The 24,426-nt window shown below is 58.7% G+C and carries 21 protein-coding genes; 7 read left to right on the forward strand and 14 right to left on the reverse strand.

The features are described 5' to 3' along the window. Positions 1 to 45: 45 nt before the first annotated feature. The 7 genes from JFU58_RS07080 to rplM all read right to left on the reverse strand — a co-directional run bounded on the left by JFU58_RS07080 (position 46) and on the right by rplM (position 4,933). Positions 46 to 465, reverse strand: a complete 420-nt coding sequence (locus JFU58_RS07080; RefSeq protein WP_063027122.1) for a ClpXP protease specificity-enhancing factor — start codon at positions 463 to 465, stop codon at positions 46 to 48. A gap of 17 nt (positions 466 to 482) precedes the next feature. After that, the gene (locus tag JFU58_RS07085) at positions 483 to 1,100 is read right to left on the reverse strand and encodes a glutathione S-transferase N-terminal domain-containing protein (RefSeq protein WP_010170749.1); all 618 of its coding nucleotides are present in this window, start codon (positions 1,098 to 1,100) and stop codon (positions 483 to 485) included. A 145-nt stretch (positions 1,101 to 1,245) separates the two neighbouring features. Beyond that, positions 1,246 to 2,025: a cytochrome c1 gene (locus JFU58_RS07090; protein ID WP_063027120.1), complete on the reverse strand. Its 780-nt coding sequence runs from the start codon at positions 2,023 to 2,025 to the stop codon at positions 1,246 to 1,248. Beyond that, the gene (locus JFU58_RS07095) at positions 2,025 to 3,236 is read right to left on the reverse strand and encodes a cytochrome b (RefSeq protein WP_017477749.1); all 1,212 of its coding nucleotides are present in this window, start codon (positions 3,234 to 3,236) and stop codon (positions 2,025 to 2,027) included. The genes JFU58_RS07090 and JFU58_RS07095 overlap by 1 nt, the downstream gene beginning before the upstream one ends. Then, a complete protein-coding gene (gene petA / locus JFU58_RS07100; protein WP_017477750.1) occupies positions 3,236 to 3,832 on the reverse strand; it encodes a ubiquinol-cytochrome c reductase iron-sulfur subunit in 597 nt (198 codons plus the stop codon). The genes JFU58_RS07095 and petA overlap by 1 nt, the downstream gene beginning before the upstream one ends. 265 nt (positions 3,833 to 4,097) lie before the next feature. Then, positions 4,098 to 4,490: a 30S ribosomal protein S9 gene (gene rpsI, locus JFU58_RS07105; protein ID WP_003216038.1), complete on the reverse strand. Its 393-nt coding sequence runs from the start codon at positions 4,488 to 4,490 to the stop codon at positions 4,098 to 4,100. 14 nt (positions 4,491 to 4,504) lie between these two features. Next, positions 4,505 to 4,933 carry a 50S ribosomal protein L13 gene (rplM, locus tag JFU58_RS07110; protein WP_003216032.1) on the reverse strand — a complete coding sequence of 143 codons (429 nt, stop codon included), beginning with the start codon at positions 4,931 to 4,933 and terminating at the stop codon, positions 4,505 to 4,507. A gap of 248 nt (positions 4,934 to 5,181) precedes the next feature. Here rplM and JFU58_RS07115 point away from each other — a divergent pair, with 248 nt between their 5' ends. After that, positions 5,182 to 6,222, forward strand: a complete 1,041-nt coding sequence (locus JFU58_RS07115; RefSeq protein ID WP_201140139.1) for an NADP(H)-dependent aldo-keto reductase — start codon at positions 5,182 to 5,184, stop codon at positions 6,220 to 6,222. Between the two features lie 123 nt (positions 6,223 to 6,345). Here JFU58_RS07115 and JFU58_RS07120 read toward each other — a convergent pair whose 3' ends face one another. Continuing rightward, on the reverse strand, positions 6,346 to 7,482 hold the full coding sequence (locus JFU58_RS07120) for an acyl-CoA dehydrogenase family protein (RefSeq protein WP_003216028.1): 1,137 nt from the start codon (positions 7,480 to 7,482) through the stop codon (positions 6,346 to 6,348). A gap of 220 nt (positions 7,483 to 7,702) precedes the next feature. Here JFU58_RS07120 and JFU58_RS07125 point away from each other — a divergent pair, with 220 nt between their 5' ends. Further along, a complete protein-coding gene (locus tag JFU58_RS07125; RefSeq protein ID WP_201140174.1) occupies positions 7,703 to 8,623 on the forward strand; it encodes a GlxA family transcriptional regulator in 921 nt (306 codons plus the stop codon). A 191-nt stretch (positions 8,624 to 8,814) separates the two neighbouring features. Here JFU58_RS07125 and zapE read toward each other — a convergent pair whose 3' ends face one another. From zapE to JFU58_RS07140, 3 genes are all read right to left on the reverse strand, one after another. After that, positions 8,815 to 9,909: a cell division protein ZapE gene (zapE, locus tag JFU58_RS07130; RefSeq protein WP_026078003.1), complete on the reverse strand. Its 1,095-nt coding sequence runs from the start codon at positions 9,907 to 9,909 to the stop codon at positions 8,815 to 8,817. 78 nt (positions 9,910 to 9,987) lie between these two features. Continuing rightward, positions 9,988 to 11,343 carry a tryptophan--tRNA ligase gene (locus tag JFU58_RS07135; protein ID WP_177026179.1) on the reverse strand — a complete coding sequence of 452 codons (1,356 nt, stop codon included), beginning with the start codon at positions 11,341 to 11,343 and terminating at the stop codon, positions 9,988 to 9,990. A 16-nt stretch (positions 11,344 to 11,359) separates the two neighbouring features. Beyond that, on the reverse strand, positions 11,360 to 11,989 hold the full coding sequence (locus JFU58_RS07140) for an alpha/beta hydrolase (RefSeq protein WP_026078004.1): 630 nt from the start codon (positions 11,987 to 11,989) through the stop codon (positions 11,360 to 11,362). A gap of 147 nt (positions 11,990 to 12,136) precedes the next feature. On the opposite strand from JFU58_RS07140, the gene JFU58_RS07145 reads away from it, so the two are divergent. Then, complete coding sequence (locus tag JFU58_RS07145; RefSeq protein ID WP_010170781.1) at positions 12,137 to 12,574, forward strand: YhcB family protein; 438 nt, start codon at positions 12,137 to 12,139, stop codon at positions 12,572 to 12,574. Between the two features lie 198 nt (positions 12,575 to 12,772). Here the strand turns inward: JFU58_RS07145 and JFU58_RS07150 are convergent, their stop codons facing one another. From JFU58_RS07150 to JFU58_RS07160, 3 genes are all read right to left on the reverse strand, one after another. Further along, positions 12,773 to 14,497 carry an ABC transporter ATP-binding protein/permease gene (locus tag JFU58_RS07150; protein WP_093205129.1) on the reverse strand — a complete coding sequence of 575 codons (1,725 nt, stop codon included), beginning with the start codon at positions 14,495 to 14,497 and terminating at the stop codon, positions 12,773 to 12,775. A 100-nt stretch (positions 14,498 to 14,597) separates the two neighbouring features. Next, positions 14,598 to 15,158, reverse strand: coding sequence for a response regulator transcription factor (locus JFU58_RS07155; protein WP_003216016.1), 561 nt, complete (start codon positions 15,156 to 15,158; stop codon positions 14,598 to 14,600). Next, a complete protein-coding gene (locus tag JFU58_RS07160; protein ID WP_063027110.1) occupies positions 15,151 to 16,413 on the reverse strand; it encodes an ATP-binding protein in 1,263 nt (420 codons plus the stop codon). Before JFU58_RS07160 ends, JFU58_RS07155 begins: the two co-directional genes overlap by 8 nt. 206 nt (positions 16,414 to 16,619) lie before the next feature. Here JFU58_RS07160 and JFU58_RS07165 point away from each other — a divergent pair, with 206 nt between their 5' ends. The 4 genes from JFU58_RS07165 to JFU58_RS07180 all read left to right on the forward strand — a co-directional run bounded on the left by JFU58_RS07165 (position 16,620) and on the right by JFU58_RS07180 (position 24,426). Further along, the gene (locus JFU58_RS07165; RefSeq protein ID WP_003216012.1) at positions 16,620 to 17,333 is read left to right on the forward strand and encodes an SIMPL domain-containing protein; all 714 of its coding nucleotides are present in this window, start codon (positions 16,620 to 16,622) and stop codon (positions 17,331 to 17,333) included. 259 nt (positions 17,334 to 17,592) lie between these two features. Continuing rightward, positions 17,593 to 20,838, forward strand: coding sequence for a dermonecrotic toxin domain-containing protein (locus tag JFU58_RS07170; protein ID WP_201140141.1), 3,246 nt, complete (start codon positions 17,593 to 17,595; stop codon positions 20,836 to 20,838). Positions 20,839 to 20,937: 99 nt separating this feature from the next. Next, positions 20,938 to 22,539, forward strand: a complete 1,602-nt coding sequence (locus JFU58_RS07175; protein WP_177026183.1) for an ABC transporter substrate-binding protein — start codon at positions 20,938 to 20,940, stop codon at positions 22,537 to 22,539. Positions 22,540 to 22,797: 258 nt separating this feature from the next. Then, positions 22,798 to 24,426: an ABC transporter substrate-binding protein gene (locus JFU58_RS07180; RefSeq protein ID WP_003216000.1), complete on the forward strand. Its 1,629-nt coding sequence runs from the start codon at positions 22,798 to 22,800 to the stop codon at positions 24,424 to 24,426.

The raw sequence follows: 24,426 nt of genomic DNA on the forward strand, positions 1-24,426 counted from the left end.
CATCGCCGAGGCATTTTCAACACTGGCCCGAGGGCCCGCGTCTTGTTACTTCACCACTTTCAGACTCGGCCGACCGGTAGGACGCGGTGGCTCGGAATCCGGCGGCGGCACATCATCTTCGCCTTCGAGCTCGATCGCTTCGTCATCCGCAAGGGACGACTCCAGATCAAACACCATGCCCTGGCCATTTTCCCGGGCGTAAATCCCGAGGATGGCGCCGATGGGCACGAACAGCGTATGCGGCACACCGCCGAAACGCCCTTCGAAGCTGACCGCCTCATTGTCCATGTGCAGGTGTCGCACGGCACTGGGTGAAACGTTCAGGACGATTTGTCCGTCACTGGCAAAACCTTGCGGTACCTGAACCGCGGGAAACTCGGAATTGACCAGCATGTGCGGGGTGCAATCGTTGTCCACTATCCACTCATAGAGCGCGCGGACCAGGTAAGGTCGACTGGAGTTCATCAACGGCTCCTTAAGCCTTAGCGCATATCGCGTTCGACACCAGACAGACTCGCCTGGAAAGCCTCACGCGCAAACTGGCGCTCCATGTAGTCAAGCAGCGGCTTGGCAGGCCGCGGCAATTCAATGCCCAAAATCGGCAAGCGCCAGAGTATGGGTAATAGGCAGCAATCCACCAGACTTTGTTCCTCGCTGAGGAAAAAAGGTTTGTCGGCAAATAACGGCGAAACACCGGTCAGACTCTCGCGCAATTCCTTGCGCGCCTGAACCCGGGCGGCTTCTTTGCTGCGTGAATCCAGAATCAGGTCCACCAGGCCACACCAGTCACGCTGGATCCGATGGATCAGCAGGCGGCTGTTGGCACGCGCCACCGGATACACCGGCAACAACGGCGGATGGGGATAACGCTCATCCAAGTATTCCATCACCACGGTTGACTCCCACAACGCCAGGTCACGATCGACCAGGGTGGGCAAGCTGCCGTAAGGGTTCACTTCGATCAGTTTCGGCGGGTGACGACCAGCCTCCACAGTAATGATCTCTGCGCTGACACCCTTCTCTGCGAGCACGATGCGTACTCGGTGGGAATAGTGGTCGGCGGGGTCGGAGTAACAGGCCAACCGATTGGTCACGCCCATGGCGGTCCTCCTCGCTTGTTGAAATTATCGGAAGCTCAAAAACGAGCGCGCCCAGTGAGCATCTCCGTGACGCCTGGATAAACCAGACTTACCTTCAGAGATGCCGCTGGGCGCGCAAGATTAACAGCAATTACTTACGGTTGGATCAATGCACATCCTTCCAGTATTCGCGTTTCAGCAGATAGGCGAACACGAAGAGGAAGGCCAGGTACAGCAACACATAGGTACCAATGCGCTGATGCTGCAGCTTCACTGGGTTGGCCGAGTAGGCCAGGAAGGTCACCAGATTCTTGACCTTCTCGTCGAACTGCTCTTCGTTCAGCGCGCCGGTCTTCGGCACTATGGTCAGCTGATCGCACGCTTCATGAGTCAAAGGCGTACCGGTGAGCGGATCATACTGCTTCTTGCCGTCTTCGACGATTTGTACTTGCTTGCATCCTACCACTTGGCGGCCTTGCAGGCCGACCAGAACGTTCGGCATACCGACGTTCGGGAAGACTTTGTTGTTCACGCCGTAGGGACGCGACGGGTCTTCATAGAAGGATTTCAGGTAGCCGTAGAGCCAATCGGTGCCCCGTACACGGGCCACCAGGGTCAGGTCGGGCGGCGCAGCCCCGAACCAGGTCTTGGCGTCGGTCGGCTGCATGCCGATGGTCATGTGGTCGCCGATCTTCGCACCGGTGAACACCGAGTGGCTGAGCATCACGTCATGGGGGATGCCCAGGTCGTCGGCCACTCGCTCGTAACGCTGGAACTTGGCGCTGTGGCAGCCCATGCAGTAGTTGGTGAACGTACGCAGCCCGTCCTGCATTGCGGCCTTGTCCGACACGTCGATGTCGACTTTTTCCAGCTCTGGGCCGTGTTCAGCGGCGAAAGACAGCAGCGGCAGGGCCGCAAGAATGAATGCAACGAATAATTTTTTCATCAGCCAGTCACCCTTTCCGGTACCGGTTTGGTCTTCTCGAGCCGGGTGTAGAACGGCATCAGAATGAAGTAGGCGAAGTACAGGAAGGTGCAGACCTGCGACAGCAACGTACGCTCCGGGGTCGGCGCCAGTACGCCCAGCACACCCAGGATCACGAACGCGATGCAGAACACCCACAGCCAGATCTTGCTCAGCCAGCCCTTGTAGCGCATGGACTTGACCGGGCTACGGTCGAGCCAAGGCAGCACGAACAGCACCGCGATCGCCGCGCCCATGGCCATGACGCCCATGAGTTTGTCGGGAATCGCCCGCAAGATCGCGTAGAACGGGGTGAAGTACCAGACCGGCGCAATGTGTTCCGGAGTCTTGAAGGCGTTCGCCTGTTCGAAGTTCGGTTTCTCGAGGAAATAACCGCCCATCTCCGGGAAAAAGAACACGATCGAGCAGAAGATGAACAGGAACACCACCACGCCGACGATATCTTTCACGGTGTAGTACGGGTGGAACGGAATGCCGTCCAGCGGTACGCCGTTTTCGTCCTTGTGCTTCTTGATGTCCACGCCGTCGGGGTTGTTCGAACCCACTTCGTGCAACGCCAGAATGTGCAGCACCACCAGGCCGAGAATCACGATCGGCAAGGCCACCACGTGCAAGGCGAAGAAGCGGTTCAGGGTGATCCCGGAAATCAGGTAGTCACCACGAATCCACTGGGTCAGGTCGTTGCCGATGACCGGGATCGCACCAAACAGCGAGATGATCACCTGGGCACCCCAGTAGGACATCTGGCCCCACGGCAGCAGGTAGCCCATGAAGGCCTCGGCCATCAGCGCCAGGTAGATCAGCATGCCGAACACCCACACCAGCTCGCGGGGCTTCTGGTACGACCCGTAGAGCAAACCACGGAACATGTGCATGTAGACGACGATGAAGAACGCAGAGGCGCCGGTGGAGTGCAGCAGACGCAGGATCGAGCCGTACTCGACGTCGCGCATGATGTATTCGACGGAGGCGAAGGCTTCTTCGGCCGACGGGGTGTAGCTCATCGTCAGCCAGACACCGGTAACGATCTGGTTGACCAGTACCAAAAGTGCCAGGGAGCCAAAGAAATAGAAGAAGTTGAAATTCTTCGGTGCGTAGTACTTGCTGAGATGGTCTTCCCACATTTTGGTCGCGGGGAAGCGCGCATCCACCCAATCCATGAACTTGCTCATCAGGCTTTCTCCCCCTCGTCGACGCCAATGACAATGACACTGTCAGTCTCGTAGTGATGTGGCGGAACTGGCAGGTTCAGTGGTGCGGGTTGTGACTTGTAGACGCGGCCAGCGAGGTCGTAGTGAGAACCATGGCACGGGCAGAAATAGCCCCCGACCCAGTCCTTGCCCAGGTCCGCAGGCGCTACTTCCGGGCGGAAGGTGGGAGAGCAACCCAAGTGGGTGCAGATACCGATCAGCAGCAGAATCTCCGGCTTGATCGAGCGAATTTCCTTATCGACGTAAGCGGGTTGGTCGGAATTCTTCGAGTCGGGGTCGGACAGCTGGCCCTCGATCTTCTTCAGATTTCCCAGGATTTCCTCGGTACGACGAACGATGAACACTGGCTGACCGCGCCATTCAGCAATCATTTGCTGGCCTGGGTCGATCTTGCTGATATTCACCTTCACCGGTGCACCTGCGGCTTTCGCCTTGGCACTGGGAAACCATGACCCCACGAACGGGACCGCAGCCCCCACCGCTCCTGCAGCACCCACCACGGATGTGGCTGCTACCAAGAAGCGACGCCGGCCTGCATTCACGCCGTCATTGCTCATTCAGTCCTCTCCCATCAGCTTTGTGGCCTGTTAAATCAGGCGTCTACTAAGTGTTAAATCTGAACTTATAAAAATTTTGCCGAATGGTAATGAAAAGCCCCACGCCTGACAAGGTAATTACCCCCGGCACTGGCTCCAAGCCTTTGAGTATAGGGGCTCTACGGATGTGGCAAGTTGTCACAGAGATTTTTTACATAAATAGCAGGCAATAAAAAACGCCCAGCTCCGTGAGGAGGCTGGGCGTTTTCTGGAACGTAAAAGCGAATTAACGCTTCGAGTACTGCGGACGCTTACGCGCTTTACGCAGACCAACTTTCTTACGTTCAACTTCACGAGCATCGCGAGTCACGAAGCCAGCTTTGCGCAGAGCGCCACGCAGGGTTTCGTCGTACTGCATCAGAGCGCGAGTGATACCGTGGCGGATTGCGCCAGCTTGACCACTTACACCGCCACCGATAACGGTGACGTAGATGTCGAACTTTTCAACGGTCTCGGTCAATTCCAGCGGCTGACGAACTACCATGCGGGCAGTTTCGCGACCGAAGAAGTTTTCCAGAGTGCGGTTGTTGATCGAGATGTTACCAGTACCCGGACGCAGGAAAACGCGAGCGGTAGCGGTTTTGCGACGGCCAGTGCCGTAATTTTGAGTCGCCGACATAATGAACTATTCCGTTAAAACTTCAGTTCTTGGGGCTGCTGAGCAGCATGAGGGTGAGCAGCGCCCGCATAGACTTTCAGCTTGCGATACATGTCGCGACCCAGTGGGCCCTTCGGCAGCATACCTTTGACCGCGATTTCAATCGGGGCTTCAGGCTTTTTGGAGATCAGGCCTTCGAAGTTCGAAGACTTGATACCGCCTGGGAAACCGGAGTGACGGTAGTACATTTTGTCTTGCGCTTTGTTGCCGGTAACACGTACCTGCTCAGCGTTGATGATGACAATGTAGTCACCGGTATCAACGTGAGGGGTGTACTCAGGCTTGTGCTTGCCACGCAGACGGCTGGCGACTTCAGTGGCCAGACGACCCAGGGTCTGACCAGCGGCGTCGACGACAAACCAGTCGCGCTGAACTGTTTCTGGTTTTGCAGTAAAAGTTGTCATTCTTTAATAGCCTCAGGGGCCGCCCTGTAAATTAGACGGCGGATCTTACTGAATAGTGCGTACTTTGACAAGTCAAAGGCAGCCGGATACAGACGCTATCGGGGGCTCGGGTCGGCGCGTCCGTTCAACGGCAAGATTCTTCGGCAGGCGGCGCATCACTTCCACTGCAGAAAGAGGTGGGCAATTATGCAGATTGCCAAAAAAATTTCAACCTGCTTTTATGATTGTTTTCCCTGAAGGAGTACCCGATGGACTATCGACAGCTGGGCCGAACCGATCTGAACGTGAGCGCGATAGCCTTGGGCACCATGACCTGGGGCGAGCAGAACAGCGAGGCAGAGGCCTTCGCACAGATCGAACGGGCCAAGGCCGCCGGGATCAACTTCCTCGACACCGCGGAAATGTACCCGGTACCGCCCAAGGCAGATACCTACGCCACCACCGAGCGCTACATCGGTAATTACTTCAAAAGCCACGGCGACCGTGCCGACTGGATCCTCGCCAGCAAGATCGCCGGCCCCGGCAACACCATCGACTACATCCGCGATGGCAGCCTCAAGCACAACCGCAAGCACATCGCCGAAGCCCTGGACGCGAGCCTCAAGCGCTTGCAAACCGACTGGATCGACCTCTACCAGCTGCACTGGCCCGAGCGCAGCACCAACTTTTTCGGACAGCTGGGCTACAAGCACAAGGCCGAAGAAGACCTGACGCCGCTGGAAGAAACCCTTGAAGCGCTGGATGAGCAGGTCAAGGCCGGCAAGATCCGCCACATCGGCCTGTCCAACGAAACCCCGTGGGGCACCATGAAGTTCCTGGCCCTGGCCGAAGCCCGTGGCTGGACCCGCGCCGTGTCGATCCAAAACCCTTACAACCTGCTCAACCGCAGCTTTGAAGTGGGCCTGGCGGAAATCGCCATCCGTGAGCAATGTGGCTTGCTGGCTTATTCACCACTGGCGTTTGGCATGCTCAGCGGCAAATACGAAGGTGGCGCACGCCCGGCCAAGGGTCGCCTGAGTCTCTATAGCCGTTTCAGCCGCTACTTCAACCCGCAGTCGGAAGCTGCGTGCAGCCGTTACGTGGCACTGGCCCGTGAGCACGGCCTGGACCCGGCGCAGATGGCATTGGCGTTTGTGACCCAGCAACCCTTCGTGACCAGCAACATCATTGGCGCCACGACTCTGGAGCAGTTGGACAGCAACATCGCCAGTGCCGATCTGAAACTGTCGGATGAGGTGCTGGCGGGGATCGAGGCGATCCAGAAGGATCATCCGAATCCTGCGCCTTGATTGATTCCTAGACCGCCTTCGCGAGCAAGCCCGCTCCCACATTCGACTGCATTCCAAAGGTGGAACCCGGTCGAATGTGGGAGCGGGCTTGCTCGCGAAGAGGCCCTCAAAAACACCAAGAATTCAAAGCGCCCGCGCAATAATCTCCTTCATGATCTCATTCGTCCCCGCATAAATCCGCTGCACCCGCGCATCTGCCCACGCCCGTGCAATTGGGTATTCCCACATGAAACCGTAACCCCCGTGCAGTTGCACACACTCATCCAGCACCTTGCATTGCAGGTCTGTGGCCCAGTACTTGGCCATCGCGGCCGTCGGCACATCAAGCTTGCCTTCGAGGTGCAGTTCCATGCACTTGTCGACAAATACCCGGCCAATCTGGGTTTCCGTCGCAATCTCCGCCAGTTTGAAGCGGGTGTTCTGGAAGTCGATGATCGCCTTGCCGAACGCCTTGCGGTCGCGGGTGTACTCCAGCGTCCATTGCAACGCCGCCTCAGCTGAGGACAGCGCACCAATCGCCACCGTCAGACGCTCCTGCGGCAACTCCTGCATCAGATAGGCAAAGCCCATTCCCGCCTGCCCCAGCAGATTCTCCTTGGGCACCCGCACATCCTGGAAGAACAGCTCCGACGTATCCTGGGCCTTCATGCCGACCTTCTCCAGGCGCTTGCCCTTGTCGAAGCCCGGCGTATTGGCTTCCACCAGGAACAGGCTCGTACCCTTGGCACCTGCCTTGGGATCAGTCTTGGCGACAACGATCACCAGGTCCGCCAGGAAGCCATTGGTAATGAACGTCTTGGAGCCGTTGATCACGTACTCATCGCCATCCAGCACGGCAGTGGTCTTGACCCCTTGCAGGTCGGACCCGGCACCCGGTTCGGTCATGGCGATGGCCGTGACCATCTCCCCGGAGATCAGCTTGGGCAGGTACTTGTGCTTCAGCGCTTCACTGCCGTAATGCAGGATGTACGGCGCGACGATGTCCGAATGCAGGGAGAAACCAATCCCGGTCAGTCCCAGGCGGCTGATCTCTTCGATCACCACGGCGCTGTAGAGAAAGTCCGCCCCGAGGCCGCCGTACTCTTCCGGCAAATGCGAGCAGAGCATCCCCGCCTCCCCTGCCTTGTTCCACAGGTTACGGTCGATATAGCCCTGCTTTTCCCATTGCCCGTGGAACGGCGCCGCGTCTTTTTCGAGGAAGGTGCGCACGCTCTGGCGGAAGAGTTCGTGCTCCGAGCTGAACAAGGTTCTGGGAATCATGGGTCACCTGCGTGAATTGTCGGACAAGACCGGGATCACAGAGCCTAAGCCGCGAAGGCGTCACAGGACACTGGACACATGCGACAAAAAATAAGACGATCCAGCCGTCTGGTGACCACTTTCCCCTATAAGAATAAATGAAATTATGCCTAACCAAATCTCCACGCCCTTGCGGCGCGTCAGTATTTTGGCCATTGATCGGGTATTCGCTTCAACCCTCATGCAAGCCAAGGATTTCTTCCACCTCGCGAGCCTGCGCTACGGCAAACAGCTGGGCCAGGGCCTTACTCCCGCTTTTGAAACGCGCCTGGTCAGCCCCGATGGGCAACCGGTGCGCAGCTTCAGCGATGTGATCATGCCGGTGGACGGCGGCCTCGAAAACGCCGACATCATCGTGCTCCCGGCCTTCTGGGACGACTTCGACTCACTGTGCCAACGCTATCCACAAGTGCTGCCCTGGCTGCGCGAACAACATGCCCGTGGCGCCGTGCTGTGCGGCGAGGCCACCGGCGTGTTCTGGCTCGCCGAAGCCGGCCTGCTGGACGGCAAGGAAGCGACCACCTACTGGCGCTTCTTCAACGCCTTCAGCGAACGCTTTCCCAAGGTGCAACTGAACCAGGACAAGCACCTGACCGACGCCGACAACCTCTACTGCGCCGGCGGCACCACCTCGGCCTGCGACCTCTACATCTACCTGATCGAACGCTTCTGCGGCGCGAACATCGCTCAGGCCGTGGCCCGCGACATCCTTTACGAAGTGCAGCGCAGCTATGCGCCCGGGCGCATCGGTTTTGGCGGCCAGAAGCTGCACCAGGACGTGATCATCCTGCAGATCCAGCATTGGCTCGAAGAGCACTTCGCCGACAAGTTCCGCTTCGAAGACGTGGCCCGGGAACACGGCATGAGCATCCGCAACTTCATGCGCCGCTTCCAGACCGCCACCGGCGACAAGCCGCTGCATTACCTGCAACGGTTGCGAATCGAGACGGCCAAGGGCTTGCTGTCCGGCAGCCGTAAAAGCATCAAGACCATCAGTTATGAAGTGGGTTACGACGACGCAAGCTTCTTTGCACGGCTGTTCCGGCAGCACACCGAGCTGTCGCCCAACCAGTACCGCCAGCAATTCCAGCAGGCCGCGTAGCCAAAGGATATACACAGTAAAAATGTGGGAGCTGGCTTGCCTGCGATGGCGGCGTGTCAGGCACCAGATGCATAGCTGACAGACCGCTATCGCGGGCAAGCCCGGCTCCCACAGTTGATTTCTGTTGACCTGGAAATTTTGCATAAAAAAGGCCCGCATCGCTGCGGGCCTTTTTATTTCGAACCCATCGCTTAAGGCTTGTGCGCCCGCGACAGGAACTCGTGGGACTGCATTTCCAGCAAGCGGCTCAAGGTCCGTTGGAACTCGAAGTTCAAGCGACCGCCGGTATAGAGGTCCTTGAGCTCGACTTCCGCCGAGATGATCAGCTTGACGTTACGGTCGTAGAATTCGTCGACCATGTTGATAAAGCGCCGCGCGATGTCGTCGGTGGTGACGCTCATCTGCTCGACGCCGCTCAGGATCACCGCGTGGAAGATCTTGCCCAGTTCGATGTAGTCGTTCTGGCTGCGGGGGCCGTCGCACAGTTCGCGGAAGTCGAACCAGGCCACGTCGTCGCAGGTGCGCAGCGCGATGATTTCGCGGTTTTCGATGATCAACTTGTCGTTTTCCACCGCCTGGGTGCATTCCGGCGTCAGGGCACGGAAGCTCTTGCGCAGGCTTTCCTGGGCCACTTCATTGAGCGGGAAGTGGAACAGTTCGGCTTGCTCAAGGTGACGCAGGCGGTAGTCGACGCCGCTGTCGACGTTGACGATGTCGGTGTTCTGCTTGATCAGGGCGATGGCCGGCAGGAAGCGCGCGCGTTGCAGGCCGTCCTTGTACAGGCCGTCAGGCACGATGTTCGAGGTGGCGACCAGGGTCACGCCGTTCTTGAACAGCTCTTCCATCAAGGTGCCGAGGATCATCGCGTCGGTAATGTCGGAGACGAAGAACTCATCGAAACAGATCACCCGGGCTTCTTCCGAGAAACGCTTGGCGATGATGGTGAGCGGGTTCTTCTCGCCCGGCAGGGTCTTCATCTCTTCATGCACGCGCTTCATGAAGCGGTGGAAGTGAGTACGGACCTTTTCCTTGAACGGCAGCGCTTCAAAGAAGGTATCGACCAGGTAAGTCTTGCCCCGGCCAACGCCACCCCAGAAGTACAAGCCCTTGACCGGCGTGTGGTCTTTCTTGCCAAACAACTTGCTGAACATGCCCGGCTTGTTCTGCGAGGCCTGGACCAGATCGTCGTACAGGCGCTGCAAATGACGCACCGCAGTTTCCTGGGCAGCGTCATGGAAGAATTCAGGGCGTTTCAGATCAGCTTGATATCGTTCTAGGGGCGTCATAATTCGTTAGCAAGGCAACAAAAACGGGCCGCCACTGTAACGACGGCCCTGAAGAATGGCAATCAACCCTTGGTCGGGTCAATCCTCGATTGGGGTCAACGCAACGCGCAAGGCTTCGATCGCGGCATCCCGCGAGGCACTGTCGGCGAACGCCGGGCTATCGGCGACAGCAGCACCTTCCAGCCATACGCTGAAGCTCAGGGCCTCGCTGCGTACATCCAGTGCCTGGCCCGATTGCAGCTGCTTGGTTACCGCGCCTGCGGTTTTGCCGTCGGCGAAGTTGCGCGACAGCAGCAGTTGCTCGCCTTCGGCCGCCAGCAAACGGAAGCGGAAGCTGCCGTCGTCTTCGCGGAAGCTGACAAAACGTGCAGCTTTCGCAGCTTTTTTCTTGGTGGTGGCGGCAACGGCGACCGGATTGACGAACGAACGCAGGCCCACCGCTTCACGCAGCTCGGCCAGGAACGGTGCAGCCACGGCGCGGGCTTTACGGGCGCCGATCAGCAGCAGGTCTTCCATGTCCGACGGGCGCGACATCAACTGGTGGTAACGCTCGCGCGCTTCACCCAGTTGGCCGTCCAGCAGTTGGAACAGACGGTTCTTCGCCTCGCCCCAGCCCAGGCCTTGCAGCAGTTCGCCGCGGAACTCTTCTTCCTGAGCCTTGGTGGCAAACGCCTGGTACAGGGTGAACAGGTGCGAGTTGTCCGGATCCTTGGCTTCGCCCGGCGCGCGGGAGTCGGTGACGATCCGCGAGATCGCCTCCTTCATGTCCTTGGCGCTGGTGAACAACGGGATGGTGTTGTCGTAGCTCTTCGACATCTTGCGGCCATCCAGGCCTGGCAAGGTGGCGACGCTTTCTTCGATCAGCGCCTCGGGCATGGTGAAGAATTCTTTACCGTTGCCGAACAGGTGGTTGAAACGCTGGCCGATGTCGCGGGCCATTTCCACGTGCTGGATCTGGTCACGACCGACCGGCACCTTGTGGGCGTTGAACATAAGGATGTCCGCGGCCATCAGCACCGGGTAGCTGTACAGGCCCATGGTGATGCCCGCATCCGGGTCTTCGCCGTTCTCCAGGTTCTTGTCCACCGAGGCCTTGTAGGCGTGCGCACGGTTGAGCAGGCCCTTGGCCGCCACGCAGGTCAGCAGCCAGGTCAGCTCGGGGATTTCCGGGATGTCGGACTGGCGGTAGAAGGTTACCCGGTTCACATCCAGGCCACCGGCCAGCCAGGTCGCGGCGATTTCCATGCGCGAGCGCTGGATGCGCTGCGGGTCATCGCACTTGATCAGGGCGTGGTAGTCGGCCAGGAAGTAGAAGGAGTCGGCGTTGGCGTCCTGGCTGGCAAGGATCGCCGGGCGAATCGCGCCGGCGTAGTTGCCCAGGTGCGGCGTGCCGGTGGTGGTGATGCCGGTAAGGATGCGGGTACGGGTCGTCATGGGTGATCGCTTGTCATCAATTCGAAAGACGTGGCAGCACAAGATCCTTGAGATCGGTCAGCTTGCCATGAAAAAAGTGTCCGCATTCTGCCACTTTCAGCAGCTCATGGGGGCGATTCAGGGCGGCGGACCAGTCGTAGACGAGTTGTGGGTCGACCACTTCGTCGGTTTCCGGCTGGATCACGGTCAATGGGCAGCCTTGTGGCAGCACGTCGTTATCCCGCAGGCGCATCACCGCCGCGGCCACCATAAACAGGTGCGCGAGTTTTTCGCCCTTGGCTTCCAGGCGGCCGCCGAGGGTGGCCGCCACAAACCCGCCGAAGGAAAAACCCAGCAGGGTGATCGGCAGGTCGGGATGTTTTTCACGCAGCCAGGTGGCCGCGGCTTCGGCGTCGTCGACTTCACCGGTGCCCATATCGTGCGTACCGGCGCTGGCGCCGACACCGCGATAATTGAAACGTAACGTGATCAAGCCGGCATCCCGCGCGGTGCGTTGCAGGGTCGATACGACTTTGTTGAGCATGGTACCGCCCTGCACCGGGTTAGGGTGGCAGATCAGCGCCAGGCCACGTGGCTCGGGGTGATCCAGATACAGGGCTTCCAGTTGGCCTACCGGGCCATCGATCAAAACGGGGGTTTCACGCATCAGCAAGGAAGGAACTCCGTGACCTCTCAAAGGGTCGACTCGTCTAGCTAAAAGTCTGTGCATGGCATCATTGCGAGCTTAATCGCGGTATACAGCGCAGGTCCGAGCCGTTAACGTAAAGCAAAGCCGTTTATAGAGGAAGGACTCGTGGAACACTCGCTCTTAGTTTGGTTGTTGCCGACTCTCGCCTTGGTTGCCGGTGTCGCCATTGGATTCCTGGTTGCCCGCCTGCTGCCGAATGCCGCGCCTAACCGCACGCAGCGTCAGTTGGATGACATTCAGGAACGTTTTGACAGTTATCAGAACGAGGTTGTTACCCACTTCAACAGCACCGCGACCCTGGTGAAAAAGCTCACTCAGAGCTATCAGGAAGTACAGGATCATCTCGCCGAGGGTGCCAACCGCCTGGCCCTGGACGACATCACCCGCCAGCGTCTGCTGGCCGCGCTGCATTCCGATGCACCGCAAGCGCCACGGGAACGCCTGACCCCACCCCGGGAAAACCAGGAACCACCACGGGACTACGCGCCAAAAACGCCAAACGCCCCGGGGATGCTGGATGAGCATTACGGCTTGAAGAAGTAATACCTTTTCAAGCGACATGAAAAAGCCCGGCTGATCGATGATCAGCCGGGCTTTTTTGTTGGACGCAGGTCGACCAGACAACACTGATCCAATGTGGGAGCGGGCTTGCTCGCGAAGGCGGTGGGTCAGTTAATACATCGGGTGACTGACACACTGCATTCGCGAGCAAGCCCGCTCCCACATTGACCGCGCCCTGCCTCAGGACACGGGTTGTTCTTGTAGCTGCCCGTCCTGTATCCGCACATGCCGCCCATGGAAACGCTTGAGGCTGCTGCGATGCCCGACGCTGACGATGCTCAAGCCCGGCAACTCATCGATCAACGTCTGATACAGCGCTGCTTCATCTTCCTCATCCATCGCCGACGTGGCCTCGTCCATGTACAGCCATTGCGGTTCAAACAACAACGCCCGGGCAAACGCCAGGCGCTGCTGCTCACCCGGTGACAGCATGCGCTGCCAGTGATTGGCTTCGTCCAGGCGTGGGATCAGGTGCGCCAGGCGGCAGGTTTCCAGGACCTGTGCATAACGTTCCGCCGGATACGCGCCCTCCTCCTGTGGATAACTCAACACACCACGCAGCGTACCGATCGGCAGATACGGCTTCTGCGGCAGGAACAAATAACGCTCGGCCGGCAAACGAATGTTGCCATGGCCGTTTGGCCACAAATTGCCCATGGCCCTCAGCAAGGTTGATTTGCCGCTGCCGGAACGACCGCTGAGCATCAGGCGCTCACCTTCGGCAACCGTCAGGTTGGCGCCTTCGAGCAGATGACGACCATCCGCCAGATCCAGGCTGAGGTTGTTCACCTGCAAACCGCCGCCCTGGCGCTGCAACTCGATGCCCATGTTGCGGCCTTCGTTTTCTTCCATCGCCTCGCCGAAGCTCAGCAGACGATCACAGGTCGCACGCCAGCTGGCCAACACGGTGTACGCGTCGACAAACCAACTGAGGCTGCCCTGCACACTGCCAAACGCCTGGGCGACTTGCATCAGTACGCCCAATTCGATCTTGCCGGAAAAGTAACGCGGCGCTGCCACCACAAACGGGAAGATGATCGCGATCTGCGAGTAACCGCTGGTGAAGAAATTCAGGCGCTTCTTGAGCTGCATGATGCTCCAGAAGTTGCTCCACACCCGCCCGAAACGCGCACTCAGTTGCTGGTGTTCATTGGGCTCGCCATTGAACAGCGCGATGCTTTCCGCGTTCTCGCGTACCCGCACCAGGCTGAAACGCAAGTCAGCCTCGAAGCGTTGTTGACGGTTGCTCAAGCCGATCAGTTTTCGACCAATCAAATGGGTCAACCAACTGCCCAGCACCGCATAGACCAGCGCCGCCCAGAACATGTAGCCGGGAATCGTGATGCCCCACACTTCGATGCTGCCGGACACGCCCCACAGAATCACCGAGAACGACACCAGGCTCACCAGGTTACTGATGAAACCCAGGCCCAGGCTCAGGGTGCTGCTGGTGAAGGCGTTGAGGTCTTCGGAGATACGTTGGTCGGGGTTATCGGTGTAGCCGCCGTATTCCAGGTGGTAGTAGTTCTTCTGGCTCAGCCACTTGGCAAAATAGGTTTCGGTCAGCCAGCGCCGCCAGCGGATGGTGAGCATTTGCTGCAAATAGGAGGTGAACACCCCGGTGACGATCGCCACCACGGCGATCACGCTGAAATACATCAGCAAGTGGGTGAAGGCGTCGTAGTCCTTCTTTTCCAGGGCGTTGTAGAAGTCGCGGTTCCAGCTGTTGAACCACACCGACACCGCCACACTGAACAGTGACAGCCCCAGCACCACCAGCAGCAACAGCCAGGCCTTGCCCTTCTCCTCACTGCGCCAGTAAGGGGTGATCAGCGCCCACACTTTCCTTAAAAATTGCCCACGCACCGCGTCATTGACCGCGGAATACTCAGCGTTCTGATTCATTGTTCAGGCTCGGTAGGAAAAAAATAACAGGCGTTTGAACCGATCATAGACGATCGGTTCAGGGCTCCGTGCGGCCTGACGCAGATTGTTCAGTCGCCGTTCAACGTCGAACCGGGCGTTTCTGCAACTTGCGCTGCAACGTTCGACGGTGCATGCCCAGGGCGCGGGCCGTGGCGGAGATATTGCCTTCGTGCTCGGTCAACACCCGCTGGATGTGTTCCCACTGCAGGCGGTCCACCGACATCGGGTTTTCCGGCACCAGGGTGTCGAGGTCGGCGTGCTCGGAGAGCAAGGCGGCCAGCACGTCGTCGGCGTCTGCCGGCTTGCACAGGTAGTTGCAGGCACCCCGCTTGATCGCCTCGACGGCGGTGGCAATGCTGGAATAGCCGGTGAGGATCACCACGCGCATTTCCGGGTCCAGCTCCAGCAGCTTGGGCAGCAGCACCAGGCCGGAGTCGCCGTCCATTTTCAGGTCCAGGGCCGCGTATTCCGGCAGGTCGGCCGTGGCGATGGCCAGGCCTTCTTCGGCGGAACCGGCGGTGCTCACGCGAAAGCCACGACGGCTCATGGCGCGGGCCATCACGCGGGTAAAGGTGGCGTCGTCATCTACCAGCAGCAGGTGCGGCAGTTCTTCGCCTTCGACTTGGATCTCGTCACTCATCGATGTCTCCTCGTGCGACACGGGGCAGGCGCAGCTCGGTGAGCGTGCCGCCTTCCTCATGACTATAGAGTTTCACTGAGCCGCCCGCGCGAGTCACGCTGGCCTTGCTCAAAAACAGGCCCAGGCCGAAGCCTTTGCCCTTGGTGGTAAAGAAGGGTTTGCCGATCTGCTCGGCAATCGCCAGCGGCACGCCGGCACCGTGGTCGCGAATGCTGATGGTGAAGTCTTCCACGTCCCAGTCCAGGGTCACTTCCAACCCTTCCGGGCAGGCATCGGCGGCGTTGTTCAGCAGGTTCAGCAGCGCCTGGGTCAGGTCCGGCGGCGGCGCCATGCGCGGCACCGTGCCCTGGCCCAGCAGGTGGAAACGGTAGCTGGCTTCGGGACGCATCAGGTGCCAGCGGTTCAGGGCTTCGTCGAGCCACTGGGTGACGTCCTGCATCTCCACTGCCAGGCGGCGATTGGCTTCGGCGGCGCGCACCAGTTGTTGCAACGTCAGCTTGCACTGCTTGACCTGTTCCTGCAGCACACTCAGGTCGTCTTGCAGGGCCGGGTCGTGGTGGTCCTGGGTCATTTCCTTGAGCAGTACGCTCATGGTCGCCAGCGGCGTGCCCAGTTCGTGAGCCGCGCCGGCGGCCTGGGTGGCGACGGCCAGCAACTGCTGGTCCCGCAGGCCTTCTTCACGGCGAATGGCGCGCAACTCTTCCTGGCGGCGCAGCTCTTCCGCCATTCGTGCGGCAAAAAAGGTGATGACCGCCGCCGACAGGGCAAAGCTCAGCCACATGCCGTAGATCTGCAGGTTTTCCCGGGCGATAGGGAAGGTCTGCAACGGGTAGAACTGCGCCAGCAGCAGGGTGTAGAGGGTCAGGGCGATGCCCGACAGCACCACCGAATAACGCCACGGCAAGGTCACCGCCGCGATGGTCAGTGGCACCAGGTAATAAGAAACAAAGGGGTTGGTGGAACCGCCGGAGAAGTACAGCAACACACTGTGGATAAACAGGTCGCAGGCCAATTGCAGGGCGTATTCCAGCTCGGTCACAGGCCACGTGGTGCGCAGCCGGATGACGGTAAATACACACAGCACCGTGGAGAAGCCCAGGGTCACGGCCAACTGCAACCAAGGCAGCGGCAGCAGCTTGAACCAATAGGCGAGCCCCACCGAACCGGCCTGTGCGGCCAGCACCAGGGTGCGGATGAACGTCAGGCGCCAAAGGTTCTGGCGGGTGGCGGAAGTCAGTTTTACGGCGGCGAGCATGAGCTCTCCCGATGAGCGCTGCAGGCGGATCGCACGGAGTATAAACGAAGCGACAGCGCTGGCACGGCGTGTGTGGCTCTTTGACGCAGGGGTCAGGATCATGACCGTTCGTCGGCATCCGCCAACTTGTAGCGAATGTGTAAACCCGAAGAACTGAAACCTTGCGTCTACAGTCTTACCGAACACGAACATCTCAAGGAGCTTACATGTCTCGTTTCATTCGCAGTGCAGCCACCCTCACCCTCGGCGCCGCTACCCTCGCCAGCCTGCCGGCCATGGCCGCTGACGAACTGCATTACAACCAGATTTCCCTGCGTGCCGAAGTCAGCCAGGAAGTGGCGCGCGACCAGATGATCGTCACCCTGTACACCGAGTCGCAGAACACCGACCCGGCCAAGCTGGCCGCCGAAATCACCACCACCATGAACAAGGCGCTGGCCCAGGCCCGCGAAGTCAAAGGCGTAACCTTGCGCCAGGGCAGCCGCAACAGCTACCCGATCTACGACAACAAGAACCAGAAAATCACCGGCTGGCGTGAACGCGCTGAACTGCGCATGGAAAGTGCCGATTTCGCCGCCCTGTCCAAGCTCACCGGCGACATGCTGACCAACCTGAAAATGGACAGCATGGATTTCGCCATTGCCAACCCGACCCGCAAAGCCAGCGAAGATGCCCTGCTTAAAGAGGCGGTAACCGCGTTCAAGGCCCGTGCACAACTGGCCACCGATGCGCTGGGCGGCAAGGGCTACAAGATCGTCAACCTGAACTTCAACACCAACGGTTATCCGCAGCCCTACGCCCGCGGCGGGATGATGATGAAAGCCGCAGCGATGGATTCGGCGCCGACGCCGGAAGTTGAAGCGGGTACCAGCCAGGTCAACATGACCGCGGATGGCGTGATCGAAGTCCAGATGCCCTGATTGAGCGGTACCGGAGTTGCAATGACGCTGCCTACGGGCAGCGTTTTGCGTTCAGGTGAGAACATATCCTGCAACTCACGTCTCAATTCACCACGGAATCGATATTCCGGTTTTCGACACCCATATATACCCCCCACGTTGACAGGGATTGCTCTGCGGGTATGTGTCCAAACCACTATCGAGTATCGCAACCATGTCCCATCGTTTGTCCCCGTCCCTACAGAGCATAAATACCCGATTTCTGCAGCCAGCCGCTTCAATGACGGCGCCCCCCAATCCACACCCCAGCGTTCACAACACGCTCACCTCTACCCCAGCGCAACCGCAAGGTGAAGCCGCAGCTCCCGGGGACCCAGCCCTGGTTCAGGCCTACATCGGGGCGGTACAACGTAAGGTTGAAGGTCACACACCCGGCCTGGTCAAGGTCCCCTCCCAGACGGTGTTGGGCCAGTGGCTTGAGCTGCATCGCTCGCAACTGGAACACCCGGTTATCCAGGGCTGGATGCGCGAGCAGAACATCGCCCCGTCCACCCTGTCGGTCGTGCCCTCCACCGGTGCCATGTCCGCCAACGTCAACGGCGTGAAGAAGGTATTTTCACTGACCGACGGTTCAGGCTGGACACAGGTCTCAGGGCCCCTTCTGGCGTCCGCCCAGGTTATCGCGCCCGGCGCCGGTCAGGCGTTACGCATACGCTCAGACGAGAATACGGTGAATGTCAGCGCGAAAGTGGTCGCAAACTTCTACGGTATACCGCTCCCCGCCAACCTTGCGGAGGCTAGAAAACAGCTAAGGCAACTGGAGCGCAACCACTCTTTCGGCGCCATTGCCACCGATGATCGCCTGCGGCCCGCCAACCTGCGCTCGGCCCAGGTGCTGCAAACCCAGAAGGGCAATACCGAAGCATTTAATAGCGTTGCACCGCAGAAGCTGGCCTATTCAAACTTGGCAAACGGTGTGGCTAACGCCTTTCCCAGTGTGCACAACGAGGCCAAACAGTGGACTAAGGAGCTGATCGAAAAAGCGACCGGACAAACCAACGTCGACCCCGACAGCCTGTATCTCAACCGCTTTCGCCATGGCCAGAGCGCGTCGCCCGGTACCGCGACCGGCGCGATGCACATCAATGAAGAACCGTTCTATTCCAAACGTCTGCCGGATGCACTGCTGGATAACTTTTCCGAACATGACTGGATCCCCGGCCAAATTGACGCTGAAGCAGGTATCTATACGACGGGGCCCGGGGAAAGTACCAAGGGCGGCTATGGTGCCCACAACCAGTTCCCCCTTGCCCCGTCGACGCTGATGCACGAAAGCTGGAAAACCGACTTCCAGGGGCGCATGACCAGCAAAATAAATGACTTCTGGAACACCCATGGGGATGCCTATCGCACCACCCTCAAGGGACAATTCGTCCAACAGGCACGCCAGCAACTGAGCGCCTATGAAGCCAAGCCCCCCGCCGAAAAGAAGCTGATGCCGGCCGAGCATCAGTTCACCCGGGATGACTATCGCCTGGTCATGAAGGCGGCGTCCAACCTTCCCCAGGCCGAAAACGCGCCGCTGACCGTCGACCAACTGAAGGCTGAAGCGCCGGCCAAAGATCAGTTGCGAGCGTACCCTTTCGATATCAACGGCTGGGGTTCCAGCGACATCATCCGGTTCGCCGTCCTTGATGACGGCCAGTACAACTACCAGAACAATCGGCGTGACGGCCTGCAGATTCTCTACATTCCCGGTGCCACACCAGCATTCCTGAGGTTCGCCTCCCTGGACAAAATGGATGAGTGGGTGGTCGAGCAGGCCAAGGATCCGAAAAAGCGCGAGGCCCTCGCTGGCCACTTCTCCAAGCTTGACCGCCAGGACGGCGGCCCGCTGGGCAAATCAGGGGTCGACGCCTCATTGGTGCATTTGGCCAACGGTGATTGGTCGAAGATGGAGGGCAAGACGATTGATCGCAAACCCGTGCGCATCGAAGGCGACGTCTTCAGTCAGATGCGCGTCCAGGCCAAGGCGCGGATGACCAGTGATGCGGACACCTCGATCAAATCCAACAGCGAAGTGACCCGAGATACCTGGCTCAATGACGTCTCCACTGCCCTCAAGATATTCGCACCCATGGCGCCTGGCGGACTCGCCGCTGCCACCACCGTCGGGGTCCTGGGCGTCACGGAGTTCGCGTTAGGCGCGGAAAAAACCGCATCGGGCGACACCCAGGCTGAACGCAGCGATGGCGCCTGGAAAACCTTCGATGGTGCGCTCAACACCTTGTTTTCCGCCGGTGCGAGCGGGAAGGTCGAAGACCCGTTTGCAGCGCCACGTGAAAACGTGACTACGCTGCCCGGCCAGGGCAACACACTCAATACGCTTGATCAAAGCCGTGCAGGCCGTGGTTTGGCTGACCGGTTACAACCTTCGCAGGCGGGCAATATCAGTGGCCATGCGGTCGCGGATGGCGAGCGCCTGATTGCAAACCGCACGCCCAACGCCAAGGGCGTCTATCAGGTCAAGGACAGCGACGGTGTTGACCAGTGGCTGATCCGCCACACCGACAGCAGTGGTATGAGCAAGGTTTACGAGATCAGAGGGGATTTCAAACTCAGCGACAACTATGTGCAGATTATTGACCCTGCTACCCGCAAACCGGTGATGACGGTGCAGTCCAACGGTGACGGCGGATGGGTGCGCGATACGCTAAAAGGAGGCTGGCCCTGGTCCCGGTCGACGTCGAATTCCCCCAGCACCCCCACAGCACTTGAACCGAAGGTTTCCCAGCTGTTTGTGGACGAAAAGGGGATTAAAATCAGTGGCGCCGAAAAGTTTGATAGCTACCTGAACCTGGCGCTCGACAAGAATCTCTTGCCGACCGACAGTGTTTATGAAGATGGCTCCACGATGAAAAGGAAGCTCAGCGTTTCCTGGACAGTCGACGACAATGAGTTCGCCGTTACCGCCAATGAAAGGGCAAGGGAATCCCCCTATTCAAACACCCAATATTCCTCCAGCTTTGCGCCTGATCTGAATCGCGAAAACTATACGATTGTGAAAACCGAAGCCGGTGTGGAATCACGTACGGAGTTGAATTTCAGAGCAAAAGATAACGATGAACACGACACCCTCAGGCACCGGTTTGCCACATTTGAGGCGCAGGTGCCTGACCCGGCGCTACGCGCTCGAATTTCCGAGGTGGCCCACCAAGGTTCATCGTTACCGGCATTGCTTGAACTGTCGCAACCGTTGTTGAAGGATGATTACAGCGTCGCCGCAGGCCCGAAGAACTTTACTATCAATTACAACCCGGCAAGCAATGAACATACCGTCATCGCGGAAACGAACTGGATACTTAAATATGCAACGGAAGATGGCATGGTTATCAATCGGGACCTGGATATAAAAAGTACCCGGACATTCACGATACGTGAAAGTAATGAGGTTGATGTGGACGATTACACTATCGACAAGTCGGCGCCGACCAAAATAGAAATCTCCACGCCAACGAACATCTGATGGTGTTCCCTTTGCCCGTCAGGTGATGAGCCCCTACCTGGCAGCACTAAACGGCGGTAACCTCGGTAACCGCCGTTTTGTGCTATCTCTGGGGTCTCCATGGAAAGAATCACCTTAAAACCGCTGCTCCTCGCTGCCGGCCTGCTGGCGTTCATGCCTCTGGCCCAGGCGGCCAGCACCCTGGTCTACTGCTCCGAAGCCAGCCCCGCCGGCTTCGACCCCAGCCAGTACACCAGCGGCACCGATTTCGATGCCTCCGCCGAAACCGTGTTCAACCGGCTGACCCAGTTCAAGCGCGGCGGCACTGAAGTCGAACCTGGCCTTGCAACCAGCTGGGATGTGTCCAAAGACGGCCTGACCTACACCTTCCACCTGCGGGATGGCGTCAAGTTCCACACCACCGACTACTTCACCCCGACCCGTGACTTCAACGCCGACGATGTGCTCTTCACCTTCCAGCGCCTGCTGGATCCCGAGAGTCCGTTCCGTAAAGCCTATCCGTCGGAATCGCCCTACTTCACCGACATGGGCTTGAACACCACCATCAAGAACGTCGAAAAACTCGACGAACACACGGTGCGCTTCAACCTGAATAACGTTGATGCCTCCTTCGTGCAGAACCTGGCCATGAGCTTCGCCTCGGTGCAGTCCGCCGAATATGCCGCGCAGTTGCTCAAGGAAGGCAAGGCCGCCGACATCAACCAGAAGCCGGTGGGCACCGGGCCATTTGTGTTCAAGCGTTACCAGAAGGATTCGCAGATTCGCTACAGCGCCAATAAACAGTATTGGAAGCCCGACGATGTGAAGCTCGACAATCTGGTGTTCTCGATCACTCCGGACGCCGCCGTGCGCCTGCAAAAGCTCAAGGCGGGCGAGTGCCAGGTCAGCGGTTACCCGCGCCCTTCCGACATCGAAGTGATGAAGCAAGACCCCAACCTGCGGGTCCTTCAGCAAGCCGGCTTCAACCTGGGCTTTCTCGCCTACAACGTGACCCATCCGCCCCTGGATCAACTCAAGGTGCGCCAGGCCCTGGACATGGCCATCGACAAGCCCGCAATCATCAAGGCGGTGTACCAGAGTGCCGGACAATTGGCGCAGAACGCCCTGCCTCCGGCCCAGTGGTCTTATGACCCGACGATCAAGGACGCGCCCTACGATCCGGCCAAGGCGCGGGCGCTACTAAAAGAAGCAGGGGTTGCACCAGGTACCACCCTCAACCTGTGGGCGATGACGGTTCAACGTGCATCGAATCCCAACGCCCGGATGTCGGCGCAGATGATCCAGCAGGATTGGGAAAAGATCGGCATCAAGGCCAATATCGTCAGCTATGAGTGGGGCGAATACATCAAACGCGCCAAAGCCGGCGAGCATGACGTGATGATCTACGGCTGGACCGGCGACAACGGTGACCCGGATAACTGGCTCGGCGTGCTCTACAGTTGTGCCGCGGTGAAGGGCAGCAACTATGCGAAGTGGTGTAACCCGGCCTACGACAAACTCGTGCAGCAGGCCAAGGTCAGCAGCGACCGTGAACAGCGCATCAAGTGGTATCAACAGGCACAAAAAATCCTTAAGGAACAAGTACCTATAACGCCTATCGCAAACTCGACGGTTTTCCAGCCCCTTCGAAAGGAAGTACAGGACTTCAAGATCAGTCCATTTGGACTCACACCGTTCTACGGCGTCAGTCTGAATAAGTAACAGCGACGCCCCAACCGAGTGCGCCAGACGCCTCGGTTGGGCATTACTGGTGCAGCCCTCGCACCGAAAAAACCCCTCAAAAGTGCGTAAATGTGTCTGAACTTACACATATGCGACATTCGTGTACGTTCGTACCACTGTTTAGCCGTTGTAGGCTCTCAACATCTTGCATTGGGTATGGGCCCTGCATAAGTATCCGCAGGTCGACTCACGAGGTCGCCCTCACTACCAAAAATGACAACAAATCATGAGGCCAACATGCTTAAACACGCAGTCATTCCGTTATTAGTCAGCGCCGGTTTAATGGCTGCTGCACCTTTCGCCCAAGCGGCGAGCAACCTGGTGTTCTGCTCCGAAGGGAGCCCGGCCGGTTTTGACCCAGGCCAGTACACCACCGGAACAGACTTCGATGCTTCGGCCGAAACCATGTTCAACCGTCTGACCCAGTTCGAGCGCGGCGGCACCGCTGTTGTTCCTGGGCTGGCCACGACCTGGGACGTTTCCCCGGATGGCCTGACGTACACCTTCCACCTGCGTGAAGGCGTCAAGTTCCACACCACCCCGTACTTCAAGCCAACTCGTGAATTCACGGCTGACGACGTACTGTTCACCTTCAACCGGATGATCAATAAAGACGATCCGTTCCGTAAAGCCTACCCAACCGAGTTCCCGTACTTCACGGACATGGGTATGGACACCAACATCAAGAACATCGAGAAAGTCGATGACCACACCGTCAAGTTCACCCTTGGCACCGTGGACGCCGCCTTCATCCAGAACCTGGCAATGAGCTTCGCCTCCATCCAGTCGGCTGAATACGCCGCCCAACTGTTGAAGGAAGGCAAGGCACAGGACATCAACCAGAAGCCAATCGGCACTGGTCCGTTCGTGTTCAAGAGCTACCAGAAAGACTCCAACATCCGTTACACCGGCAACAAGGATTACTGGAAGCCTGAAGACGTGAAGATCGACAACCTGATCTTCGCCATCACCACCGACCCGTCGGTGCGTATCCAGAAGCTGAAGAAAAACGAATGCCAGGTGACCCTGTTCCCACGTCCAGCCGACCTCAAGGCGCTGGGTGAAGACAAGGACCTGAAACTGCCGCACCAGGCCGGTTTCAACCTGGGCTACATCGCCTACAACGTAATGCCGGTCCTCAAGGGCCAGACCGCGCCTAACCCGCTGTCCGACCTGCGCGTGCGTGAGGCCCTGGACATGTCGGTGAACAAGCAGCAGATCATCGACTCGGTTTACCAGGGTGCAGGCCAACTGGCTGTCAACGCCATGCCGCCTACCCAATGGTCCTACGACACCACCATCAAGGATGCGCCGTTTGATGTGACCAAAGCCAAGGCTTTGCTCAAGGAAGCCGGCGTCAAGGAAGGCACCGAGATCACCCTGTGGGCGATGCCGGTCCAGCGTCCGTACAACCCGAACGCCAAGCTGATGGCTGAGATGCTGCAGAACGACTGGAAACAGATCGGCCTGAAAGTGAACATCGTCAGCTACGAGTGGGGCGAGTACATCAAGCGTTCCAAAGGCGGCGAGAACCAGGCCATGATCATTGGCTGGAGCGGCGACAATGGTGACCCGGACAACTGGCTGAACGTGCTGTTCGGCTGCGATTCCCTGGCCGGTAACAACTTCTCCAAGTGGTGCGACAAGAAATTCGACGGCATCGTGAAAGAAGCCAAGGCAACTTCCGACGTAGCCAAACGCACCGAGCTGTACAAGCAGGCGCAACATATCCTCAAAGATGCAGTCCCGATGACACCTATCGCGCACTCGACGGTGTATCAACCCATGCGCAACAACGTGCAGGACTTCAAGATCAGCCCATTTGGCTTGAACTCCTTCTACGGCGTGAGCGTAAGCGGCAAGTAA

The sequence above is a fragment of the Pseudomonas sp. TH34 genome, assembly GCF_016650865.1.
Taxonomy (GTDB): domain Bacteria; phylum Pseudomonadota; class Gammaproteobacteria; order Pseudomonadales; family Pseudomonadaceae; genus Aquipseudomonas; species Aquipseudomonas yamanorum.

Coding starts and splice junctions, on each gene's coding strand:
- JFU58_RS07155 (WP_003216016.1), bottom strand. CDS start 15,158: ATGAGTGACGAGATCCAAGTCGAAGGCGAAGAACTGCCGCACCTGCTG.
- rpsI (WP_003216038.1), bottom strand. CDS start 4,490: ATGTCGGCGACTCAAAATTACGGCACTGGCCGTCGCAAAACCGCTACC.
- JFU58_RS07080 (WP_063027122.1), bottom strand. CDS start 465: ATGAACTCCAGTCGACCTTACCTGGTCCGCGCGCTCTATGAGTGGATA.
- JFU58_RS07175 (WP_177026183.1), top strand. CDS start 20,938: ATGGAAAGAATCACCTTAAAACCGCTGCTCCTCGCTGCCGGCCTGCTG.
- JFU58_RS07125 (WP_201140174.1), top strand. CDS start 7,703: ATGCAAGCCAAGGATTTCTTCCACCTCGCGAGCCTGCGCTACGGCAAA.
- rplM (WP_003216032.1), bottom strand. CDS start 4,933: ATGACAACTTTTACTGCAAAACCAGAAACAGTTCAGCGCGACTGGTTT.
- zapE (WP_026078003.1), bottom strand. CDS start 9,909: ATGACGCCCCTAGAACGATATCAAGCTGATCTGAAACGCCCTGAATTC.
- JFU58_RS07170 (WP_201140141.1), top strand. CDS start 17,593: ATGACGGCGCCCCCCAATCCACACCCCAGCGTTCACAACACGCTCACC.
- JFU58_RS07140 (WP_026078004.1), bottom strand. CDS start 11,989: ATGCGTGAAACCCCCGTTTTGATCGATGGCCCGGTAGGCCAACTGGAA.
- JFU58_RS07150 (WP_093205129.1), bottom strand. CDS start 14,497: ATGAATCAGAACGCTGAGTATTCCGCGGTCAATGACGCGGTGCGTGGG.
- JFU58_RS07090 (WP_063027120.1), bottom strand. CDS start 2,025: ATGAAAAAATTATTCGTTGCATTCATTCTTGCGGCCCTGCCGCTGCTG.
- JFU58_RS07180 (WP_003216000.1), top strand. CDS start 22,798: ATGCTTAAACACGCAGTCATTCCGTTATTAGTCAGCGCCGGTTTAATG.
- JFU58_RS07135 (WP_177026179.1), bottom strand. CDS start 11,343: ATGACGACCCGTACCCGCATCCTTACCGGCATCACCACCACCGGCACG.
- JFU58_RS07120 (WP_003216028.1), bottom strand. CDS start 7,482: ATGATTCCCAGAACCTTGTTCAGCTCGGAGCACGAACTCTTCCGCCAG.
- JFU58_RS07115 (WP_201140139.1), top strand. CDS start 5,182: ATGGACTATCGACAGCTGGGCCGAACCGATCTGAACGTGAGCGCGATA.
- JFU58_RS07160 (WP_063027110.1), bottom strand. CDS start 16,413: ATGCTCGCCGCCGTAAAACTGACTTCCGCCACCCGCCAGAACCTTTGG.
- petA (WP_017477750.1), bottom strand. CDS start 3,832: ATGAGCAATGACGGCGTGAATGCAGGCCGGCGTCGCTTCTTGGTAGCA.
- JFU58_RS07085 (WP_010170749.1), bottom strand. CDS start 1,100: ATGGGCGTGACCAATCGGTTGGCCTGTTACTCCGACCCCGCCGACCAC.
- JFU58_RS07165 (WP_003216012.1), top strand. CDS start 16,620: ATGTCTCGTTTCATTCGCAGTGCAGCCACCCTCACCCTCGGCGCCGCT.
- JFU58_RS07095 (WP_017477749.1), bottom strand. CDS start 3,236: ATGAGCAAGTTCATGGATTGGGTGGATGCGCGCTTCCCCGCGACCAAA.